We start from the raw sequence: 20293 nt of genomic DNA, 5'->3' as shown, positions 1-20293 counted from the left end.
CCGCTCGAACGATGACATAGGGCCTGTATCAGGAGGCGAACAATGGCGCTCCCCGTTAGGGAACAGATGAAATACTGGGGCGCGGCAGCCGTCGTAGCCTTTGTTTTGCTTTGGTTTTTGGGTGATGTGATCCTGCCGTTCGTGCTTGGCGGCGCAATTGCTTATTTCCTTGATCCGGTAGCCGACCGACTGGAACGTCTGGGTCTCAGTCGTGCCACGTCGGTAGGGGTGATCACGCTTCTGGCCATCCTGGCCTTTGTTATCATTGCACTTTTGGTGATTCCCTCCTTGGTCAATCAGGCCGTTGCCTTGTTCAACATAGCACCGGAACTTGCCAATGATCTCCATCGCTTTCTCACCACGCATTTCCCCTCTCTTTTCGAGGCGGATTCGGCACTGAACAAGACGCTGCTGTCCGTGGGAGAGACCATCCGCGAACGCGGCGGCCAATTGCTCGAGACAGTGCTCAGTTCGGCCGCATCAATGGTTAACATATTGATATTGCTTGTCATTGTTCCCGTCGTTTCAGTCTACCTTCTCTATGATTGGGACAATATGGTCGCTGAAATCGACCGCCTCCTGCCACGCGACCACGCCCCCGTCATCCGCCGCCTCGCACGCCAAATCGACAACACGCTGGCCAGCTTCATCCGCGGCATGGGCACGGTCTGCCTGATCCTTGGCACCTATTATGCGGTCGCCCTGATGCTGGTCGGCTTGCAATTCGGCCTCGTGGTCGGCGCCATCGCCGGACTGATTACCTTCATCCCCTACGTCGGTTCCATCGTAGGCGGCGTGCTCGCCGTCGGACTTGCCCTGTTTCAGTTCTGGGGCGATTGGGTCAGCGTCGGCCTCGTAGCCGCAGTCTTTGTGTCGGGACAGATCATTGAGGGCAATTTTTTGACGCCCAAGCTGGTCGGCTCCTCAGTGGGCCTTCATCCGGTCTGGCTCATTTTCGCACTCTCTGCATTCGGTGCACTTTTCGGCTTTGTCGGCATGCTGGTCGCGGTGCCCGTGGCCGCAGCGCTTGGGGTTATCGCCCGCTTTGCGATCGACCAATACCGCGACAGCCGGCTTTATCGCGGCATCGAAAGCGTTGACCGCGAATGACGCCCCACCAACTCAGCTTTGATTTGCCAGTGCGGCCCGCACTGGGGAGAGAGGATTTTTTCGTCTCACCGGCAAATGCCGAAGCAGTGGCCATGATCGACTCCTGGGAGACATGGCCTTCACGCAAGCTGATCCTCGCGGGGCCCACCGGTTCCGGGAAAACCCATCTCACACATGTTTGGGCGGCTCTTTCCGGCGCCCGGATCATTGCTGCCGCTGATCTCACCGATGCTGATATTCCCGCTCTTGCGCTCAGTCCTCTCGCGATTGAAGATGCAGAGCAGACAGCAGGCAATCGCGCCGCAGAAGAGGCACTCTTTCATCTGCACAATCTTAGCCTCGCGGAAGGCCATACGATCCTTCTCACGGCAGAGCGCCCCCCGCACCTCTGGCCACTCAGGCTGCCCGACCTGATGAGCCGCATGCAGGGTACGCTTGTGACCCAATTGCGCGCGCCCGATGACGCTTTGCTCGCCGCTGTGTTGACCAAACTCTTTGCTGACCGCCAGATTGCCCCGAGCCCAGACACTGTCCCCTATCTCTCGCGCCGCATCGACCGCTCCTTTGCCGCTGTGCGAGAGGTGGTCGAGACCCTCGATGCAGCAGCCCTCGCAGAGCGCCGCGCCATCACCCGCGCATTCGCCGCGCAAGTGCTGGACAAAATGGTGTAATAGCGCCACGCTGCGTCACCAATCCGTTACATATCAGCGCGATAAGCCCGTCATGACCCAATCAGATTTTCTGAAACACCCCGCGCCCGAAGCTGTCGAACTGCCTGATCTGGACCTCACCGGGCCGGGGCGGTTCTATAACCGTGAACTCAGCTGGCTTGGCTTTAACTGGCGTGTGCTGGAAGAGGCACAGAATCCACGCGTGCCGCTCCTTGAACGGCTGCGCTTTCTGTCGATTTCCGCGACCAATCTGGACGAGTTCTACAATGTGCGCGTCGCGGGCCTGAGAGAGCTGGCGCAAGCGGGCAACACCACCCCCGCTGCCGATGGATTGACCCCTGCCGAACAGCTTGTCCTGATCAACGAGAACGCCCGCAAGCTTTTGGACTCGCAACAGAAAACCTATGACAGCCTGCGCCGCGAGATGGAGGCCGAGAACATCTCTATTCTCGAGCACACTTCACTCGGCGAAGACGACAAGACCTATCTTGCGGATGTCTTTCTGAACAAGGCTTTTCCAGTGCTCTCACCGCTGGCCATCGACCCGGCGCATCCTTTTCCGTTCATTCCCAATCTGGGCTATAGTCTCGCCCTGCATCTTGAGCGCAAGGCGGACAAACGCCCACTTCAGGCGCTCTTGCCGATTCCACAACAGATCGCGAGATTCATCCCGCTGCCCGCGCCCGAGGGCACCTATCGCTTCCTGCCGCTGGAAGAGTTGCTCTTGTTGCATCTGCACAGCCTCTTTCCGGGCTATCGGTACAAGAGCCATTGCGCTTTTCGCGTGCTTCGCGACAGCGATCTGGAGGTCGAGGAAGAAGCCGAAGACCTCGTACGCGAATTCGAGGTGGCGCTGAAACGTCGGCGCCGCGGCGAGGTGGTGAGGATGAAGATCTCGGCCAATGCGCCAGAGGATCTGCGCCGCGTGATCATGCAGGAACTGCATGTCATCCCCGAAGAGGTGGTCGAGGTCGAGGGCATGATTGGTCTAGCAGACCTCAAGGAACTGGTGCTGGATGCCCGCCCTGACCTACTCTGGCCGCCCTTTACTCCGCGCGTGCCGGAACGGGTACAGGACCATGGCGGAGATATGTTTGCGGCGATCCGGCAAAAGGACATGCTGCTGCATCACCCCTATGAGACCTTTGACATGGTGGTGCGGTTTCTAACGCAGGCCGCGCACGATCCCGATGTCGTGGCGATCAAACAGACGCTCTATCGCACCTCACGCAATTCTCCCATCGTCGAGGCGCTCTGCGAGGCGGCTGAGGATGGCAAATCCGTCACCGCCCTTGTCGAACTCAAGGCACGGTTCGACGAAGCGGCCAATATCCGGCAATCTCGGCGCTTGGAACGGGCGGGCGCGCATGTGGTTTATGGTTTCATCGACCTCAAGACACATGCCAAAATTTCGACCGTGGTGCGGCGCGAGGGCGAGAATCTGGTCACGTATACGCATTATGGCACGGGCAATTACCACCCGATCACGGCCCGGATTTACACGGACCTCAGCTTTTTTACCTGCAACACGCAGCTTGGGCGCGATGCCACAAAGGTGTTCAATTATCTCTCTGGCTATGCCGAACCTGAGGGGCTGGAGAATCTTTCGATATCGCCCAAGTCGCTTAAACCTCGCCTGCTTGAACTGATCGGCCGAGAGGCCGAGCATGCGAGGGTCGGCAAACCTGCGGCGATATGGGCCAAGATGAACTCGCTGATCGAGCCCGACATCATTGACGCCCTCTATGCGGCGTCAGAGGCAGGCGTCAAGATCGACCTCGTGGTGCGCGGCATCTGCGGATTGCGTCCCGGAATCAAGGGCCTATCCAGCAATATTCGGGTGAAATCCATTGTTGGACGTTTTCTCGAGCATTCCCGCATCGTCTGTTTCGGCAATGGGTTCGGTCTGCCATCAAAAAGGGCGCGGGTGTTCATTTCCTCGGCCGACTGGATGGGCCGAAATCTGAACCGCCGCGTCGAGACCCTCGTCGAAATCGAAAACCAGACCGTCAAGGCACAGATCGTCAGTCAGGTCATGGCCGCCAACATGGCCGATGTTGCGCAGAGTTGGGTCATGGCACCCGATGGCAGCTTTACCCGTACGCCCGTCCCCGAAGGAGCATTTGCCTTCAACTGCCATCGCTTCTTCATGGAATACCCGTCGCTCTCTGGTCGCGGTTCGGCAGGCGCATCGGATGTGCCTAAATTGACCCATACGGATGATTGACCCGCGCGCGCCCGTGTCGCATAGAGGGGGCGCGTAAGACTGGGACGGATATGGACGGCACCAACGATCCAACAGAACCCGACGGCGGCCCATTCGGCCGTCCCCTGTTCGATAGCCCCACCGCGCGCGCGCTCAGCCGCGTGGGTGTGGTTGATGTGGGCTCGAACTCCGTGCGCCTTGTGGTCTTTGACGGCGCTGCGCGCAGCCCCGCATACTTTTACAACGAAAAAATCATGTGCGGCCTCGGTGCGGGCATGTCCGAAAGTGGCCGACTGAATCCGACCGGTCGCAAACGCGCTCTGGAGGCGCTGAAGCGGTTTCAAATGTTGGCCGACGGCATGGACACCGGCCCGCTTGTGGCCGTCGCCACGGCCGCCGTGCGCGAGGCCAGCGATAGTGCAGAGTTCTGCGCCGAGGTTGAACGCGAAACCGGTCTCAAGCTCTGGGTCATCGACGGCCGAGAAGAAGCGCGCCTATCGGCGCAAGGCGTTCTCTTGGGTTGGCCGGGGTCTTATGGGCTTGTCTGTGACATTGGCGGTTCATCAATGGAACTGGCCGAGATCAATGGCGGCAAGGTCGGCGCGCGGGTGTCCTCGCCACTTGGTCCGCTGAAACTTCGCGATCTCAAGGGCGGCAAGAAGGCGCGCAAGACCTATATCCGTCAAACCTTGACTGCCATGCGCGACGAACTTGGTGAACAAAAGAACCGCCTCTTTCTGGTCGGCGGCTCTTGGCGGGCGATCGCCCGAATTGACATGGCGCGGCGCAATTATCCGCTACATGTCCTTCACGAATACCGCATGAGCCCCGCCGATGTACGCGCGACGATCAAGTACATCGAAAAGCAGGATGCCGAAACACTCCGGCTGCAATCAGGCGTGTCGATGGCCCGGATAGACCTTGTCCCGCAAGCGGTCGAGGTTCTGGGCGAGTTGATCAAAACCTTCAAACCACGAGACATCGCCGTGTCCAGCTATGGCATCCGCGAAGGCCTGCTTTATGAGCAGATGCCTCAAATGCTGCGCGACCGTGATCCATTGATAGAGGCCTGCCGTTTTGCCGAGCAGAAGGATGCGCGTCTGCCCGGATTTGGCAAAGTCATCTACCATTTCATTCTTCCGCTCTTCAAATCCGCCAAGCCAGAGCGCCGCCGCCTGATGCGAGCTGCATGCCTCTTGCATGACGTCAGTTGGCGCGCACATCCGGATTACCGCGCCGAAGTCTGTTTCGACAATGCCACCCGCGCCAATCTGGGCGGCCTCAAACATTCAGAGCGGGTCTATCTGGGCCTCGCCCTGTTGCACCGCTATTCAAACAAGCGCGAGAACAGTCGATTTGCCGATCTTGACGGGCTGATTTCGGACAAGGACCGCCACGAGGCAGAGGTTCTCGGCAAGGCCATGCGCTTTACCGCAATGCTCTGGCTCAAGCGCAATGCCCATTTGGGCGAATTGCGCTGGTTTCCTCAGAAAAAGGTGCTTGAACTGCGCCTCTCGGCAGAGGCCGCCCCGCTCTTTGGCGAGGTGGCTCAGTCGCGCTTTGCGTCGTTGGCCGCAGCATTATCAGCCCGCGTCGTGATCAAGACCCCGTAGTGACAGGGAACTTGAGCAGACCAAACCAGCTTAGAGTTCGATTTCACCTTCTGGCAGAGGGGCATCTTTTATCTCTTGCGGAGTCTTGCGGCGCAGGATGATGTCCCCATTGGGTAGAACCTCGGGGGCATGATAGGCGCTCAAATCGCCGACCTCGTCCATCAGGTCGCGCAGCGCTGGCCCCATTTCCTCGACAAACTGACGCAAGGCGGGCTCCATCTCTTGCGCCCTGTCGCGCAGCCCCTCAAGAGCGGGCCCCATCTCTCGCTGGAGACCCTCGAAAAACAGCCGCGCGCCTTCTTCAATCAGAGAGCGCCCCTCATCTTCAGCCTCTTGAGCGGCCAGAGGGGCCGCGCTGAGCGCTGCAATCAGAAAGACAGTGCGGATCAGGCGAAATGGTTTCATTCCACTCATATAGGCAGGTCTGATGAGGATTTTAAGATCAAAGCTCAAGATCCAGTGTGACGGGAAAATGGTCTGATGCCGCCAGAAGCGCCTCGCGGAGATCGCGATTGTCCCAGCACCCCGGATCGTCGAACGGATGCCAGATCCGCCAGACAGGTCGGCGCGCCATCAGATCCGGTGAGATCAGGATATAATCCAGCAGGGCCTGCATGTAGCGCTTTTTATCGCGGATGTAGAACCGTGCTGTGGTGTGAATAGCCCCGATCCGCTGGGTTAATGCTCCATGTGCATGCGGATCAAAGAGTGTCAGAGCGGTCTCCTGCCCTTCGCCCGTGATAATCTCGAGGGATGAGCGGCCAAACAGATGCTCGTATTCATCAAGTCCGGGCCCGTCATTCAGATCCCCCAGCACGATCAACGCATCCCCCACCTCCAGATGCGCCGCGATCCTCTGTCGTAACCACACCGCCTGCGCCAATTGCTTTCGTCGATTGGCAATAGCGATGCGCAGGGTCTCGTCGCGGCCTTTGGCCCCATGCGGCGCCTTGGATTTTAGATGCGCGCCGATCAAGCGCAGCACCCGGCCCGCCTTGGTGGTCAGCTCCACCTCGAGCGGCGGTTTGGAAAACTGCACCCGGTCAGCGTGGTCGTCGATATCGAGATCTATTCGGAATATACCGTCAAATCGCGGCACCCCGACCCCGCCGGGCATTGGGTCGCCCTGCGGATCATGACGCGCGGTCAGGACATCCGGATCGTAGAGCAGCGCCAATTCCTGTTGCGTGTCATTGGCAAAGCCGATCACCGCCCGACGTGCTCTCAAGCCAATCAGCAAAGCGAAATTCTCAAGTGCCGTCACGGTGCTGCGCCGCCCGTTTTGATCCGGGGCCTCAACCACAAGAACAGCATCAGCATCAAGAGCGGAAAAGACAATTCCAAGGGCAGTCAGTTGATCCCCGCGAGTCACCTTGTAGCGCGCCGACCATTCGGCATCGTCCAAGGGACGCCCTAAATCATCAAAGAGCGCATTGAACCATTCGACGTTATAGGTGGCGATCCGCACTGACACGCGCCTCGCTGATTTCGTCCCACGCGCGATTGATATCGACCAGACGTCGCTCGGCGAGCTTGATCGCTTCGGGTGGCACACCACGCGCCTGCATCCTATCGGGATGTGTCTCGCGCACCAACTGACGCCAGATCTTGCGCACCTCGTCGATCGGCGTATCCACAGTGACGCCGAGCACAGACCAAGGATCGGGTGCGGCATTGGGCACAAACCGCGATCTCAGCGCCCGAAAAGACTGCGGCTTTAGCTCGAAAATCTCTGCCACGCGCTCCAGAAAGGTGTCCTCATTCGGATGATACACCCCATCCGCCATCGCGATGTGAAACAACCCCTCCATCAGGTCACAGAGCGTGCCCGGCTGACCGTCGAACATCCGCGCAATGCGTCGAGCATACTCCTCAAACCCTGCCACATCTTGCCGCGCTAGGTTGAATACGCGGGCGGCATTGGCTTCTTCGGCCTCGGCAATCTGGAAGACTTCGCGAAACGCCGTCACCTCTTCACGCGTCACCAGACCATCCGCCTTAGCCATTTTCGCCGAGAGCGCGATAACTGCTATGGTAAAGGCAACACTGCGCTCGGGTGGGCTACGCAGACGGTCGAAAACGGCGCTGAGCCCCTCGCCGCTGGCGAGGGCCGACAAGGCTTCGGAGATACGCACCCAGATCGACATGCCAAATACCTTAGACCCAATCAAGAGCACTGTCAGTGCAAACCGTCACAAGGTTTTCTGTAGTAGCACCAAATCCAACCAGCGCCCGAATTTTCGCCCGACTTCGGGCATTCGCGCCACCTCAGAGTAGCCGATGGCGCGATGAAAGGCGATGGCCGCCGCATTTTCGCCACTCACACCCGCAACGAGCACATGCAGGTCAGCCGCGCGTGCCACATCTTCCAGGCGCGTCATCAATGCCCGACCCAACCCGCGTCCCCGTGCGGCTTGGGCTAAAATCACCGTATGCTCCGCTGTACGGGCATAGCCCGGACCCGAGCGAAACCCGCCGTAGCTGGCAAACCCGAGAACCACGCCCTGTTCTTCAATCACCTGAAAGGCTAAACCACGTGCGGCCATATCTCCAGCGAGGGAGTCCGCCGTCTTTTCCACTGTCGTGAAGGTAACAGATGTTTCTCGGATGAGCGGATTCCAGAACGCGAGGATCGGCCCGATATCACGCTGTTCCGCTTTTCTGACGATCATTGCAGCACTCTTAGACCATGCGGCGTGGCAATCTCTGCACACAACCCCGCATTCCCCGTTTCAAAAACCACTCTGTTGTCGCCGAGTTCGGGTCCAAGCACCGCTTGCAACGTCTTGGCATTTGGATGCGAGACGATCAACCGCGAGAGCCGCGCCCCGGATGGCGTCAATCGCGTCGCAGGATGCGCCGAGCCGTGCCACTCGATCAGTGCCGGGAACAGATTGTCCATTGGTAAAATTCCAGTCTGCGGCACTGCCATCCGCCACTTCAGATCGCCGCGCGACAGCGCCACTGGCTGTCCGGCCTGCGGATGCCGGATCAGCGCCGCCTCCAGATCGTTCACCGCACAAATCCAGTTGTGCAGACATGGTGGACCGGAAACACGATCCAGATCGAACCAGCGGGGACATCCCGGCGCAGGGGCCTCTGGATCAATCGCAATCACTTCAAGATAAAGGCCATCTGCCAACCCCAAGAGCATGTTGTGCGTGCCAAAATGGGCATGCTTGCCACCGGGTTGAAGACGCAATCCAAGCGCGTCCTCGACATGCGCGCGCCCCGCCTCAAGGCTCTCTGCTGCCACTGCCAGATGATCAAGCCGCAGAACCACGCCGCCCATGGTCAAAGACGCGCCAGAACTTGGGCCATGAAATCCTCACCGCGCTTTTCGAAGTTGTCGTATTGGTCGAAACTTGCCGCCGCCGGGGCCAATAGTACCACATCACCGGATTCCGCATCGCTCATTGCACTGGCCACGGCCTTCGCCATGGTGGTGCAGACTTCTGACTCAACCGTCCCAAGAGCACGCGCGAATCCTGCTGCCTCACGCCCAATCACATAGGCCTTTCGTACATGCGCCAGCCCCGGTGCCAAGCCAGCGAGGCCGCCGTCCTTTTCCAACCCACCACAAATCCAGCGGATATTCTCGAACGCCTGCAAAGCCTTGAGTGCGCTATCGACATTCGTTGCCTTGCTGTCGTTGACAAAAATGATGCCATCTTTCTCCGCCACCCGCTGACTGCGATGCGGCAAACCCGCATAACTGTGCAGCCCTGCCTCAATCACGCGCGGGGCCAGCCCAAGGGTCCGGCATGCGGCATAGGCGGCGCAGGCGTTCTGATGATTGTGCGATCCGGGCAAGCCCTTCACGCCGCGCAGATCAATAGACCCCACCTGCCGCCCATGACGGTATTCGCTAAGAAATCCCTTGCGGGCAAAGACAGACCAGCCAGAACCCGTGAGTTTATGGTCAACGGAAATCCGGATCACCCGATCATCATTCGGCCCTTCCGCCATCTGCCCGGCAAGATACTGGCCCTCGGGCTCATCCACGCCGATCACGGCCCGGTCCGGTCCGCCTTCGGCAAAGAGCCTGCGCTTGGCCGCGAAATAGCCGCCAAGACCCGCGTGCCGATCTAGGTGATCTGGTGAGAAATTGGTGAACACCGCCACATCAGGCGTCAAGGCCCGCGCCAGATCAGTTTGGTAGCTGCTGAGTTCCAGAACAACGACACCCCCATCTTCAGGCGGGTCGATATCCAGCACGCCACGCCCGATATTACCGGCGAGTTGGGCCGTTCGCCCTGCCTCGACAAGTACATGGTGAATGAGTGCCGATGTCGTGGATTTGCCATTGCTGCCTGTGACGGCGATCACCTTGGGCGTCACGTCAAACCCGTCCCAGTCGTCAGTTGCCAGAGATCGGAAAAACAGACCGATGTCATTGTCCACTGGCACACCTGCCGCCTGCGCCGCCACGATCACCCGATTGGGTGCCGGATAGAGATGGGGAATGCCGGGGCTGACAATCAAGGACGCCACCCTGTCCAACGCGCCCGCCCTCGACAGATCAACGATGGCAAACCCCTCAGCCTCAGCAGCCACGCGCGCGGTCTCGGTGTCGTCCCATGCGAGCACCTCTGCACCGCCTGCACGCAATGCCCGTGCTGCCGAAAGGCCCGTGCGCCCCAACCCAAGCACCGCGACCTTTGCCTCGGAATATCCTATGACCGGTATCATCCTGCCCCCATTCAGCCCAATCTGGCCAGCCTGTGCGTATTTGCGCCGGGACTGGGTCAAGATGCAAGCGTCAGAGCCTAGTCTGGTTCAACCTCCTAGACGTGGAAGACACCTTAGAAAGTTCCCACCGCGCAAAGCATCTGGCATCTCCAAGAAATTGGGATAGTGGGAGCGTCAAAACGCGGCTCGCTTGTTCTGTAGCCAAACAGCAATAACGGAGTTTTGTAATATATAATCTGATTTAGAGATCGCGCCTGAAAAAGCGGCGCTCACAGCGCCACCAGTGCAAACCGCCTTGACCCCGAGAAGGGAACTCGAAGCTCTTTGCCAGCCACCTCTTTTGGATGCTCGCGCACCCTAAATATCCATGCCAACCAACGGAATTTCGGATCTATCTGAGCTGACGCCAATCAGGGTGCTCTGTTTCAGACACTGGCACGCGTCACGGCAATCTCCGCTTCTGCTGCGATCACCAGATCATCCAGCCCTTTTCCACCAGTCGCAACATAGGAATGTAGCTGCTCCAGCATGCGCGGCTCCCAATAATCCGTCAAATGCGCGGCGACACGCGTGGAGCGGTCGCTGCCGGGTTGGGTTTTGAAGAATGTGGCGATCTGGTTGGCCATATGGACCATCTTCTCAGGCGACATGAGGAACCTCGGTGTTGATACGATGGGGGTGGGAATAGAGATCAAAGCCGCCGCCACGCGCAAAGGCGGCGATAGAAAGGCCCGAGGTTTCCGCCAGCCGTAGCGCATGGGCGGTGGGCGCGGAAACTGCAATCAGAATGCTGCAGCCTGCCATCGCGCATTTCTGCACCAGTTCGACCGAGAGACGGCTGGTCATCACGATAGCCCCTTCCGACGGGTCGATACCAGCACGCCAGAGCGCGCCGATGAGTTTGTCGAGCGCATTGTGACGCCCCACATCCTCACGCGCCAGGACCAGCCCCTCGCCCGGACGGATGAATCCGGCCGCGTGGGTGGCGCGGGTGAGATCATGCAGCGGTTGATGCGCGCTGAGCGCCTCGGTGGCGTGGGCAACCTCATACTGCGAGAAAATCGGACCGTGCTGTCTCACGCGGGGCACCGGCCGGATCGCCTGTTCCAGACTGTCGATACCGCAAAGTCCACAGCCCACTGGCCCGGCCATGAAGCGTCGCCGAGTCGCGAGCGCCTCTTGCCGGTCGCCGCGCAGCCAGAACCGCGCCTCAATCCCGTGATCATGCGCGGCGATTTCAAACGACTCAATTTCCAAAGGATCGGTCACAATCCCCTCGGTCACGGCGAAGCCATGGGCGAAATCGGCGATATCGTCAGGAGTCGCCATCATCACCGCCTGCGTCGTGCCGTCAAAGACAAAGGCTACCGGGACCTCTTCGGGCAGGGCGCGGGTGACGCGGCGCGCCCCCTCGATCTGCACCGAGAGGCCCGGCCGGCTCTGGGTGGGAGAAAAGCCCATCGCCATCACTCTGCCGCGGGCAGGATGCGCCGCGCTTGGGCGGCCTGCGCGGTATAATTTTCTTGCCAGTCGGTCGGTCCGTTCGAGAGGCTGATCTGCACCGCTGTCACCTTGTATTCCGGGCAATTCGTCGCCCAATCGGAATAGTCGGTGGTGATCACATTGGCCTGAGTGTCCGGGTGGTGGAAGGTGGTGTAGACGACGCCGGGGCTGACCCGATCCGTGAGCTTGGCGCGCAGCGTCGTTTCACCCGCACGGCTGGCCAGCCGCACCCAATCGCCCTCTTTCAGCCCGCGTACCTCTGCATCATGCGGGTGGATTTCCAGCAAATCCTCTTCATGCCAGATGACATTGTCGGTGCGCCGCGTCTGTGCGCCAACGTTATACTGGCTGAGAATGCGCCCCGTGGTCAGCAGAAGCGGGAAGCGCGGGCCGGTTTTTTCATCCGTTGCCACGTATTCGGTGACAATGAACCGCCCCTTGCCGCGCATGAACCCGTCGACATGCATGAGGGGCGTGCCCTCGGGATGCGCCTCGTTGCAGGGCCATTGCACGCTGCCTTTTTCCTCCAGCAGCGCGTAATCCACACCGGCGAAAGACGGCGTCGTTGCCGCGATCTCTTCCATGATCCGGGCCGGGTGGCTGTAGTGCCAGCCTGCCCCCATGGCATTGGCGAGCATCTGGGTGATCTCCCAGTCGGCATAGCCGTTGAGGGGCGGGATCACCTTGCGCACGCGGTTGATGCGGCGTTCGGCATTGGTAAACGTCCCGTCCTTTTCGAGGAAGGTCGAACCGGGCAGGAAGACGTGCGCGTAATTGGCAGTTTCGTTGAGAAAGAGGTCGTGCACGATGACGCATTCCATCGCCGCCAGACCCGCCGCCACATGCTTGGTGTCAGGGTCCGATTGCAAGATGTCTTCGCCCTGACAATAGAGCCCCTTGAAGGTGCCATCCACCGCCGCATCGAGCATGTTGGGGATGCGCAGGCCGGGTTCCGCGTCGATCTGAACGCCCCATGCCTCTTCAAAGACCTTGCGGACCTCGGGGCCTTTGACGTGGCGATAGCCGGGCAGTTCGTGCGGGAAAGAGCCCATGTCGCAGGCGCCCTGCACGTTGTTTTGGCCGCGCAGCGGGTTCACGCCGACGCCGGGCCGCCCCATGTTGCCAGTCAGCATGGCGAGATTGGCGATGCCCATGACGGTGGTGGAGCCTTGGGAATGTTCGGTCACGCCAAGGCCATAATAGATCGACCCGTTGCCGCCGGTGGCAAAGAGGCGGGCGGCTTTGCGGAGTTCTGCCGGATCGACGCCGGTGAGCATAGCCGTTGCTTCGGGAGAGTGGCGCGGATTGCTGATGAAGTCGGCGTAATGCTGGAATTCGTCCCAATCGCAGCGCTCGCGGATGAAGTCCTCATTCATCAGCCTTTCGGTCACGATCACATGCGCAAGGGCGCTGACCACGGCGACATTGGTGCCGGGGCGTAGCGGCAGGTGATGCGACGCCGCGACATGCGCCGATTTCACCAGATCAATCCGCCGCGGATCGACCACGATCAACTTGGCGCCTTCGCGCAGCCGCTTTTTCAGCCGCGAGGCAAAGACCGGGTGTCCATCCGTGGGGTTCGCACCGATCACCACCACCACATCGGTGTGCTCAACGGAATCGAAATCCTGCGTGCCCGCAGAGGTGCCAAAGGTCTGACCCAAACCATAGCCGGTGGGCGAATGACAAACGCGCGCGCAGGTATCGGTGTTGTTGTTGCAAAAGACTGCGCGCGCCAGTTTCTGCACCAGATAGGTTTCTTCGTTGGTGCAGCGGCTTGAGGTAATCACGCCGATAGATTTCTTGCCATATTTCTCCTGAAGTCCGCGCATCCGGGTGGCGGCGAAACTCAGCGCCTCGTCCCACTCGACCTCGCGCCAGGGATCGGTGATCTGATCGCGGATCATCGGCTTGAGGATGCGGTCCTGGTGATGGGCATAGCCATAGGCAAAACGGCCCTTGACGCAGGAATGCCCGCGATTGGCCTTGCCGTGCTTGTAGGGGGTCATGCGCACCAACGTGTCGCCATTCATCTCGGCCTTGAAGGAGCAGCCGACGCCGCAATAGGCGCAGGTGGTGATGACCGAGCGGTCGGGCGTGCCCAACTCGATGATGGATTTCTCCTGAAGCGTCGCGGTCGGGCAGGCCTGCACGCAGGCACCGCAGCTCACGCAATCGGAGGCGAGGAAGTCGTCACCCGCATTGCCCGCCGACACCCGGCTGTCAAAGCCACGGCCCTTAATGGTCAGTGCAAAGGTGCCCTGCACCTCTTCGCAGGCGCGAACGCAGCGGTTGCAGACGATGCATTTGCTGGGATCATAGCTGAAATAGGGGTTGCTGTCGTCCTTGGGCAGCCATTCCGGGTTCGTTTCGCCGCTCGTGTTGCGGGCTTCGAAATGGTTGACCATGCCGCCATTTTCCGGGGCTTCATAGCGCACGTCGCGCAGACCGACCGCGCCGGCCATATCCTGCAATTCGCAATCGCCGTTGGCCGAACAGGTCAGGCAATCAAGCGGATGATCGGAGATGTAAAGCTCCATCACCCCTTTGCGGATCTTGCGCACTTTGCTTGAGCCGGTATGGACCACCATGCCGGGGGTTACAGGCGTGGTGCAGGAGGCAGGCGTGCCGCGCCGCCCCTCGATTTCCACGACGCAGAGGCGGCAGGAGCCGAAGGCCTCGAGGTTGTCAGAGGCGCAGAGCTTGGGGATCTGGATGCCAGCCTCGGCCGCCGCGCGCAGCACGGACGTGCCTTCGGGCACGGTGACGGCCATGCCGTCGATTTCCAAAGTCACCGGTGCGCCCTGCTTGGCGGGCGTGCCCATGTCGCGGTCGTTGGGAATGATGAAATCTTTCATTCGGCGGCCTCCTTTTGGGTGGCGAAATCATTTGGGAAATGCGTGAGGGCAGACATCACCGGCAAGGGAGTGAACCCCCCAAGTGCACAGAGCGAGCCATCTTTCATGGTCTCGCAGAGGTCCGTCAAAAGCGGGATGGCCGAACCGTCACCGGCAGCGATCCGGTCGATGGTCTCAACACCTCGAACCGCACCAATCCGGCAGGGCGTGCATTTGCCACAGCTTTCCACAGCGCAGAATTCCATCGCGAAGCGGGCCATTTGCAGCATGTCCGCAGCGTCATCAAACACCACGAGACCGGCATGCCCAAGCAGCCCGCCCCTGGCGTCGAGTTCCTCATAACCGAGAGCGGCGTCGAAATTATCGACGGGGATATAGGACCCGAGGGGTCCGCCCACCTGCACCGCCTTGACCGGGCGACCAGAGGCCGTGCCGCCGCCCAGATCATTCACCACCTCGTCCAAGGTGATGCCAAAGGCGGTCTCAAACAAACCTCCCCGCGCCACGTTACCTGCAATCTGAAGGGTCACGGTGCCGCGCGAGCGCCCAAGACCGAAATCGGCATAGTGTTGCGCGCCTTTCTCAAAAATCACCGGCACCGTGGCGAGGCTGATCACGTTGTTCACCACCGTGGGTCGCCCAAGAAATCCTTCGAGCGCCGGAAGGGGTGGTTTGGCACGGACGACGCCGCGCTTGCCTTCGAGCGAATTCAGAAGCGAGGTTTCCTCGCCGCAGACATAGGCGCCGGCGCCCACACGGATTTCCATGTCAAACGCCCGGCCAGAGCTCAGCACATCCGCGCCCAATACACCTGCCGCGCGCGCGATTTCGACTGCGCGGCGCATCACACGGATTGCATCGGGGTATTCCGAGCGCAGATAAACATACCCGCGTGTCGCGCCGACACCGAGGCCCGCAATCGTCATTCCCTCAATCAGGGTAAAGGGGTCTCCCTCCATGATCATCCGGTCGGCGAAGGTGCCGCTGTCGCCCTCATCGGCATTGCAGACGATGTATTTCTGCGGCGCCTGCGCCTCGAACACGGTCTTCCATTTGATGCCGGTCGGGAATCCTGCGCCTCCACGCCCGCGAAGGCCCGATTGGGTAACTTCTGCAACGATCCCGGCGCCGTCCATTTCAATGGCGCGACGCAGGCCCACAAGCCCACCATGCGCCTCGTAATCCGCGATGTTAAGAGGGTCAACGACGCCGACGCGGGCGAAGGTGAGGCGCGTCTGCCGCTTCATCCAGTCCAGATACTCAACTGGGCCTAGCGCCTTGGCGCTGCTGCCATCGAGAATGCCCGCAACATCGCCCACTGTCGCCGGACCGTAACCGTGACGTATCCCGTTGATCTCGACCTCGACCAGCGGTTCCAGCCAGATCATGCCGCGCGTACCGGTGCGGATGATATGTGCCTCCGGTGCAACGGCGAGAATGGCGGCGACCACCTCTTCAGCGCCAAGCGCCTTGGCGGCGCTGTCCATGGGGACGTAAATCTTCATGCGCCCGCCTCCGCCAAGAGGGTATCCATCCGGGCGGCATCCACCCGGCCCACCACGCGGTCATCCAGCATCGCCGCAGGCGCGCAGGCGCACAGGCCAAGGCAATACACCGGCTCGACCGTGACCGCGCCATTCGCGGTGGTGCCATGCCAATCAAGGCCCAGCTTGGTCAGTGTCGCATCGGCAAGCGCCGTGCCTCCGACAGCCTGACATGCCTCGGCCCGACAGATCTTCAGAACATGCCGTCCGGCAGGATTGGCACGGAAATCGTGGTAAAAGCTGATGACGCCATGCAGCTCTGCTCGGCTTATGTTGAGCGCTTCGGCAATGGGTCGATGCGCTGCCTCGGGGATGTGACCGAAGGCGTCTTGCATGGCGTGCAGGATTGGCAGGAGTGGCCCTTCAAGATGCAGATGCTCTGTCAGGATAGCTTGAATATCATCCGGGGCGGGTGTTGTCATGGCTTGCCTCTCGCAGTTGCGCGATCAGTCAATCAGCTCAAGCCATGAACAATCAATATCAATATACGGTCAATCAATAGGCAAATTCTATCAAGCATTGACCCCTAATCGACGCGCCTCGCGCAGGAGGCTTTCCAATACCGGTGTGTGCGGTTCGCGGTATGGGGCGACCAAACCGACAGAATGGGCAGGTTCGGGACCTGAGAGTGGGATGAGTTTCAAAGGTTTGCCATGGGCGTGAAACCGGGCGGCATCTTCGGGGAGTACCGTCATCCATCCGCCGGTTTCTACGGTCGCCATCAGGACCACGGTAGAGTTCGATTCAATCCAGGCTTCTGGCGTCACATCGACGGCAGCAAAGTTGCGGTTGATGATCCTGCGGTTCTGCATATCTGGGGTCAGCAGGCAAAGTTGTTCGCCCGCCAGTTCTTCCCAGCAGACAGCGTCGCGCGTGGCAAAGCGCGCATTCTCCGCGCAAACCAGCATATAGCGTTCCTCATAAAGTGGCTCTGTGCTGACCCGGCCCATCGGCTCGTTGTCCAGATAGGAAATACCGGCGTCGATATCGAGATTGTCCAGCATGCTCAGGATCTCGACCGAGGTGCGCGACAGAATGGTAAAGCGTACCTTGGGGTGTTTGGCGTTGAACCTATGACAGAGCCGCGCCGCCCATGTCAGCGCCGTCGGGATTGCCGCGATACGCAGTTGACCAGACAAGCCATGTCGTTTGGCGCGCATTTCTTCACGCAATTGCCGGGCGTCGCCGACGATTCGCCGTGCCCAAACCAGCGTCGCCTGCCCCTCTGGAGTGAGGCCGCCGTAGCGTGAGCCGCGAAAAATGAGCTGCACACCCAACTGTTCCTCAAGCTGCTTGATCCCCGCCGAGAGCGACGGTTGTGTGATCCCGATGCTGACCGCCGCACGGCCAAAATGGCCCTCTTTCGCGACAGCAATGAACATCTCCAGCTTATCCAGCATGATAGACCAGTCCTATTAGGTATCGGAGATCTGATAACAAATAGAAATCATGCCGGTAAATCAACCCCGGATTTTCAAGCTAGATACCTCTGCGGCGACCGATTTGGGGCAATCGGCCTTCAGGCCTCCAGCTCAGCATCCCAATATAGAAAATCGAGCCAGCTGTCATGCAGATGGTTCGGAGGAAATTTCCGCCCTTGATTACGCAACTGCTCCGCTTCCGGCATACGGGGTGGTTTGCGCAGGCTCAGACCGGATTGGCGTAGGCTTTTCGACCCTTTGCGCAAATTGCAGGGACTACAGGCCGCGACAACATTCTCCCAGCTTGTGACCCCACCCGAGGCGCGCGGCACAACATGATCAAACGTCAGATCCCCCCTGCCACCGCAATACTGACACATGAATTCGTCCCGCAAGAATAAATTAAAGCGCGTGAAGGCCACGCGCTTTTGGGGTTTCACGTAATCTTTGAGGACGATGACGGAAGGGATGCGTATGGTTGTGCTCGGGCTTCTGACCCACTGGTCGTATTCTGCTACAATATCAACCCGGTCAGACCATGCTGCTTTGATTGCTTCCTGCCATGTCCAGAGCGACAGTGGATAATATGACAGCGGGCGGTAATCGGCATTCAACACAAGCGCCGGGTAATGCCGCAACGCTGCGGGTTCTCTTACAAATTCTGTCCTGAAATCGCCGTCCATCTGACTGACTATCCTCTCACCCCGGTCGTTAGGGGTCTAGGTGCCAGAGCGGGCACCTGACCCCGTCCTGAATCCACTATATATCGCGATTGCAACCTGACAAGTCCGATATGTAGCGCTCGATGAACGGATTTCTAAAGGGACAAAGTAACTGTCCCATGACAACCTGGTCACGCTGCCTCTTCTTCCTCTTCACGCGCTTGCCGTTGCCAGAGTGCCGCGTACCGTCCCTGCCGCGCCAGAAGATCGGAATGTGTTCCCTGCTCAACCACAACACCTTGATCCAAAACGACAATTTTATCTGCGTTGGCCACAGTGGACAATCTGTGCGCAATCATGATGACCGTGCGCCCCTCTGCCGCAAGCGCCAAGGCGCCCTGGATATCCCGCTCTGTTTGGGTGTCGAGTGCACTGGTCGCCTCGTCCAGGAGCAGGATCGGTGGATTCTTGAGCAAAGTGCGCGCAATACCGACGCGCTGCTTTTCGCCGCCCGAAAGTTTCAGGCCTCTCTCGCCCACCTGCGTGGCATAGCCTTCAGGTAAACTGGCAATGAAATCATGGATTTGAGCCGCGCGCGCTGCGTCCTCTATCTCTGACTGCGTGGCACCGGCGCGCCCGTAGCCAATATTATAGCCGATTGTATCGTTGAAAAGCACCGTATCTTGCGGAACAACGCCTATCGCCGCATGCAGGCTTTCTTGGGTCACGTCACGCACATCTCGACCGTCGATCAGCACACGCCCCGCCTGAACATCGTAGAAGCGAAAGAGCAAGCGCCCAATCGTCGACTTGCCCGAGCCCGAAGGACCCACAACTGCGACCGTCTGCCCGGCTGGCACATCAAGCGTCACACCTCTGAGAATGGGCCGATTTGCGTCATATCCAAAATCAATGCCTTCCAATCGAACAGACGCCACCTTCACTTTTAGAACATCTGCGTCAGACTTATCCTTTACATCTGGATTCTGCTCTAACAAATCGAACATTTCAGCCATATCAACCAGAGCCTGACGTATTTCACGATAGACCGTCCCCAAGAAGTTGAGTGGCATCGTGATTTGCACCATATAGGCATTGACCATGACGAAATCGCCAACGGTCATCTGTCCGGATTGCACGCCGATTGCCGCCATCACCATCACGATGACCAACCCGCCCGTGATGATCAGGGATTGACCAAAGTTGAGGAAGGCCAGTGAATAGGAGGTCTGGAGCGCAGCCTGCTCATACCCGGCCATGGCTGCATCATATCGGCTCGCCTCGCGCCCCTCTGCTCCGAAATACTTGACCGTTTCAAAATTGAGCAGACTGTCGATCGCCTTTTGATTGGCGTCGGTATCCTGATCGTTCATCTCTTTGCGCAGACGCACCCGCCACTCGGTTACCTTGAAGGTAAAGGCGATATAGGTTCCGATCACTGCCACGACCACGACCAGATACCAGATGTCAAAAACGACCGCGAGAACCACGCCGATCAGCAACAGTTCCAACGCCAATGGACCAATCGAAAACAGGAGAAACCGCAGCAGAAACTCCACCCCCTTGACCCCGCGCTCAATAATCCGGCTGAGACCACCGGTCTTGCGGGTGATGTGGTAACGCATTGACATCGCGTGAATATGTTGAAAAGTTTGCAGTGCAAGCGCGCGCAGGGCACGCTGTGCAACGCGCGCGAAAATCACGTCACGGAGTTGTTGAAAACCAACTGTCATCAGCCGCGCCATGCCATAGGCAACGGTTAGACCAACGGCACCTGCACCCAGCATCCAAGCTGCGGATTGTCCCTCGCCCGCCAGCATATCGACCGCTGCTTTGTAGAAAAATGGTGTGCCGACACCAATCAGTTTCGCGACCAAAAGGGCGATCAGCGCAAAAACAACGCGGCGTTTAACCCAAGGCTGATCTGCGGGCCAGAGATAGGGGGCGACGCGCCTGACCGTGCGCCAGCCATTGGCGGGCGTGTCTGAGGTGGTAATGCTGGCGTGACGCATG

General features: G+C 59.5%; 18 protein-coding genes. 4 read left to right on the top strand and 14 right to left on the bottom strand.

Going from position 1 to position 20293, the window contains the following annotated elements:
- The first annotated feature begins 42 nt into the window (after nt 1–42).
- The 4 genes from VR71_RS21465 to VR71_RS21450 are packed head-to-tail and all read left to right on the top strand — an operon-like array spanning nt 43 to nt 5600.
- The gene (locus VR71_RS21465; RefSeq protein ID WP_040650788.1) at nt 43–1110 is read left to right on the top strand and encodes an AI-2E family transporter; all 1068 of its coding nucleotides are present in this window, start codon (nt 43–45) and stop codon (nt 1108–1110) included.
- On the top strand, nt 1107–1781 hold the full coding sequence (locus tag VR71_RS21460; protein WP_045681995.1) for a DnaA/Hda family protein: 675 nt from the start codon (nt 1107–1109) through the stop codon (nt 1779–1781). Before VR71_RS21465 ends, VR71_RS21460 begins: the two co-directional genes overlap by 4 nt.
- 52 nt (nt 1782–1833) lie before the next feature.
- Entirely contained in the window at nt 1834–4008 is a 2175-nt protein-coding gene (locus VR71_RS21455; protein WP_009819532.1) for an RNA degradosome polyphosphate kinase, read from the top strand.
- A gap of 50 nt (nt 4009–4058) precedes the next feature.
- Complete coding sequence (locus tag VR71_RS21450; RefSeq protein WP_009819533.1) at nt 4059–5600, top strand: Ppx/GppA family phosphatase; 1542 nt, start codon at nt 4059–4061, stop codon at nt 5598–5600.
- Nucleotides 5601–5630: 30 nt separating this feature from the next.
- Here VR71_RS21450 and VR71_RS21445 read toward each other — a convergent pair whose 3' ends face one another.
- The 14 genes from VR71_RS21445 to VR71_RS21380 all read right to left on the bottom strand — a co-directional run bounded on the left by VR71_RS21445 (nt 5631) and on the right by VR71_RS21380 (nt 20292).
- A complete protein-coding gene (locus VR71_RS21445) occupies nt 5631–6005 on the bottom strand; it encodes a hypothetical protein (protein WP_009819534.1) in 375 nt (124 codons plus the stop codon).
- A 37-nt stretch (nt 6006–6042) separates the two neighbouring features.
- Nucleotides 6043–7068, bottom strand: coding sequence for an endonuclease/exonuclease/phosphatase family protein (locus VR71_RS21440; RefSeq protein ID WP_045681999.1), 1026 nt, complete (start codon nt 7066–7068; stop codon nt 6043–6045).
- Complete coding sequence (locus VR71_RS21435; protein ID WP_009819582.1) at nt 7049–7747, bottom strand: molecular chaperone DjiA; 699 nt, start codon at nt 7745–7747, stop codon at nt 7049–7051. The genes VR71_RS21440 and VR71_RS21435 overlap by 20 nt, the downstream gene beginning before the upstream one ends.
- 45 nt (nt 7748–7792) lie before the next feature.
- The gene (locus VR71_RS21430; RefSeq protein ID WP_045682001.1) at nt 7793–8272 is read right to left on the bottom strand and encodes a GNAT family N-acetyltransferase; all 480 of its coding nucleotides are present in this window, start codon (nt 8270–8272) and stop codon (nt 7793–7795) included.
- Nucleotides 8269–8892, bottom strand: coding sequence for a VOC family protein (locus VR71_RS21425; RefSeq protein WP_045682003.1), 624 nt, complete (start codon nt 8890–8892; stop codon nt 8269–8271). Before VR71_RS21425 ends, VR71_RS21430 begins: the two co-directional genes overlap by 4 nt.
- Before the next feature lie 2 nt (nt 8893–8894).
- Nucleotides 8895–10292, bottom strand: coding sequence for a UDP-N-acetylmuramoyl-L-alanine--D-glutamate ligase (murD, locus tag VR71_RS21420; protein WP_045682005.1), 1398 nt, complete (start codon nt 10290–10292; stop codon nt 8895–8897).
- A gap of 425 nt (nt 10293–10717) precedes the next feature.
- A complete protein-coding gene (locus VR71_RS21415; RefSeq protein ID WP_009819578.1) occupies nt 10718–10942 on the bottom strand; it encodes a formate dehydrogenase subunit delta in 225 nt (74 codons plus the stop codon).
- Nucleotides 10932–11759 carry a formate dehydrogenase accessory sulfurtransferase FdhD gene (gene fdhD / locus VR71_RS21410; protein WP_296429942.1) on the bottom strand — a complete coding sequence of 276 codons (828 nt, stop codon included), beginning with the start codon at nt 11757–11759 and terminating at the stop codon, nt 10932–10934. Before fdhD ends, VR71_RS21415 begins: the two co-directional genes overlap by 11 nt.
- Complete coding sequence (gene fdhF, locus VR71_RS21405; RefSeq protein WP_045682007.1) at nt 11759–14653, bottom strand: formate dehydrogenase subunit alpha; 2895 nt, start codon at nt 14651–14653, stop codon at nt 11759–11761. The genes fdhD and fdhF overlap by 1 nt, the downstream gene beginning before the upstream one ends.
- Complete coding sequence (locus VR71_RS21400; protein WP_045682009.1) at nt 14650–16158, bottom strand: NADH-quinone oxidoreductase subunit NuoF; 1509 nt, start codon at nt 16156–16158, stop codon at nt 14650–14652. The genes fdhF and VR71_RS21400 overlap by 4 nt, the downstream gene beginning before the upstream one ends.
- The gene (locus VR71_RS21395) at nt 16155–16619 is read right to left on the bottom strand and encodes a formate dehydrogenase subunit gamma (RefSeq protein WP_009819574.1); all 465 of its coding nucleotides are present in this window, start codon (nt 16617–16619) and stop codon (nt 16155–16157) included. Before VR71_RS21395 ends, VR71_RS21400 begins: the two co-directional genes overlap by 4 nt.
- 90 nt (nt 16620–16709) lie before the next feature.
- The gene (locus VR71_RS21390) at nt 16710–17597 is read right to left on the bottom strand and encodes a LysR family transcriptional regulator (RefSeq protein ID WP_009819573.1); all 888 of its coding nucleotides are present in this window, start codon (nt 17595–17597) and stop codon (nt 16710–16712) included.
- A gap of 119 nt (nt 17598–17716) precedes the next feature.
- A complete protein-coding gene (locus VR71_RS21385; protein WP_040650796.1) occupies nt 17717–18301 on the bottom strand; it encodes an HNH endonuclease in 585 nt (194 codons plus the stop codon).
- A gap of 170 nt (nt 18302–18471) precedes the next feature.
- Entirely contained in the window at nt 18472–20292 is a 1821-nt protein-coding gene (locus VR71_RS21380; protein ID WP_009819571.1) for an ABC transporter ATP-binding protein/permease, read from the bottom strand.
- Nucleotide 20293 lies beyond the last annotated feature (1 nt).

Source organism: Roseovarius sp. BRH_c41 (assembly GCF_000961715.1).
Lineage (GTDB): Bacteria > Pseudomonadota > Alphaproteobacteria > Rhodobacterales > Rhodobacteraceae > Roseovarius.
This window is presented reverse-complemented; position numbering and strand designations above follow the sequence as displayed.

Coding starts and splice junctions, on each gene's coding strand:
- VR71_RS21465 (WP_040650788.1), top strand. CDS start 43: ATGGCGCTCCCCGTTAGGGAACAGATGAAATACTGGGGCGCGGCAGCC.
- VR71_RS21460 (WP_045681995.1), top strand. CDS start 1,107: ATGACGCCCCACCAACTCAGCTTTGATTTGCCAGTGCGGCCCGCACTG.
- VR71_RS21455 (WP_009819532.1), top strand. CDS start 1,834: ATGACCCAATCAGATTTTCTGAAACACCCCGCGCCCGAAGCTGTCGAA.
- VR71_RS21450 (WP_009819533.1), top strand. CDS start 4,059: ATGGACGGCACCAACGATCCAACAGAACCCGACGGCGGCCCATTCGGC.
- VR71_RS21445 (WP_009819534.1), bottom strand. CDS start 6,005: ATGAAACCATTTCGCCTGATCCGCACTGTCTTTCTGATTGCAGCGCTC.
- VR71_RS21435 (WP_009819582.1), bottom strand. CDS start 7,747: ATGTCGATCTGGGTGCGTATCTCCGAAGCCTTGTCGGCCCTCGCCAGC.
- VR71_RS21430 (WP_045682001.1), bottom strand. CDS start 8,272: ATGATCGTCAGAAAAGCGGAACAGCGTGATATCGGGCCGATCCTCGCG.
- VR71_RS21425 (WP_045682003.1), bottom strand. CDS start 8,892: ATGGGCGGCGTGGTTCTGCGGCTTGATCATCTGGCAGTGGCAGCAGAG.
- murD (WP_045682005.1), bottom strand. CDS start 10,292: ATGATACCGGTCATAGGATATTCCGAGGCAAAGGTCGCGGTGCTTGGG.
- VR71_RS21415 (WP_009819578.1), bottom strand. CDS start 10,942: ATGTCGCCTGAGAAGATGGTCCATATGGCCAACCAGATCGCCACATTC.
- fdhD (WP_296429942.1), bottom strand. CDS start 11,759: ATGGCGATGGGCTTTTCTCCCACCCAGAGCCGGCCGGGCCTCTCGGTG.
- fdhF (WP_045682007.1), bottom strand. CDS start 14,653: ATGAAAGATTTCATCATTCCCAACGACCGCGACATGGGCACGCCCGCC.
- VR71_RS21400 (WP_045682009.1), bottom strand. CDS start 16,158: ATGAAGATTTACGTCCCCATGGACAGCGCCGCCAAGGCGCTTGGCGCT.
- VR71_RS21395 (WP_009819574.1), bottom strand. CDS start 16,619: ATGACAACACCCGCCCCGGATGATATTCAAGCTATCCTGACAGAGCAT.
- VR71_RS21390 (WP_009819573.1), bottom strand. CDS start 17,597: ATGCTGGATAAGCTGGAGATGTTCATTGCTGTCGCGAAAGAGGGCCAT.
- VR71_RS21385 (WP_040650796.1), bottom strand. CDS start 18,301: ATGGACGGCGATTTCAGGACAGAATTTGTAAGAGAACCCGCAGCGTTG.
- VR71_RS21380 (WP_009819571.1), bottom strand. CDS start 20,292: ATGCGTCACGCCAGCATTACCACCTCAGACACGCCCGCCAATGGCTGG.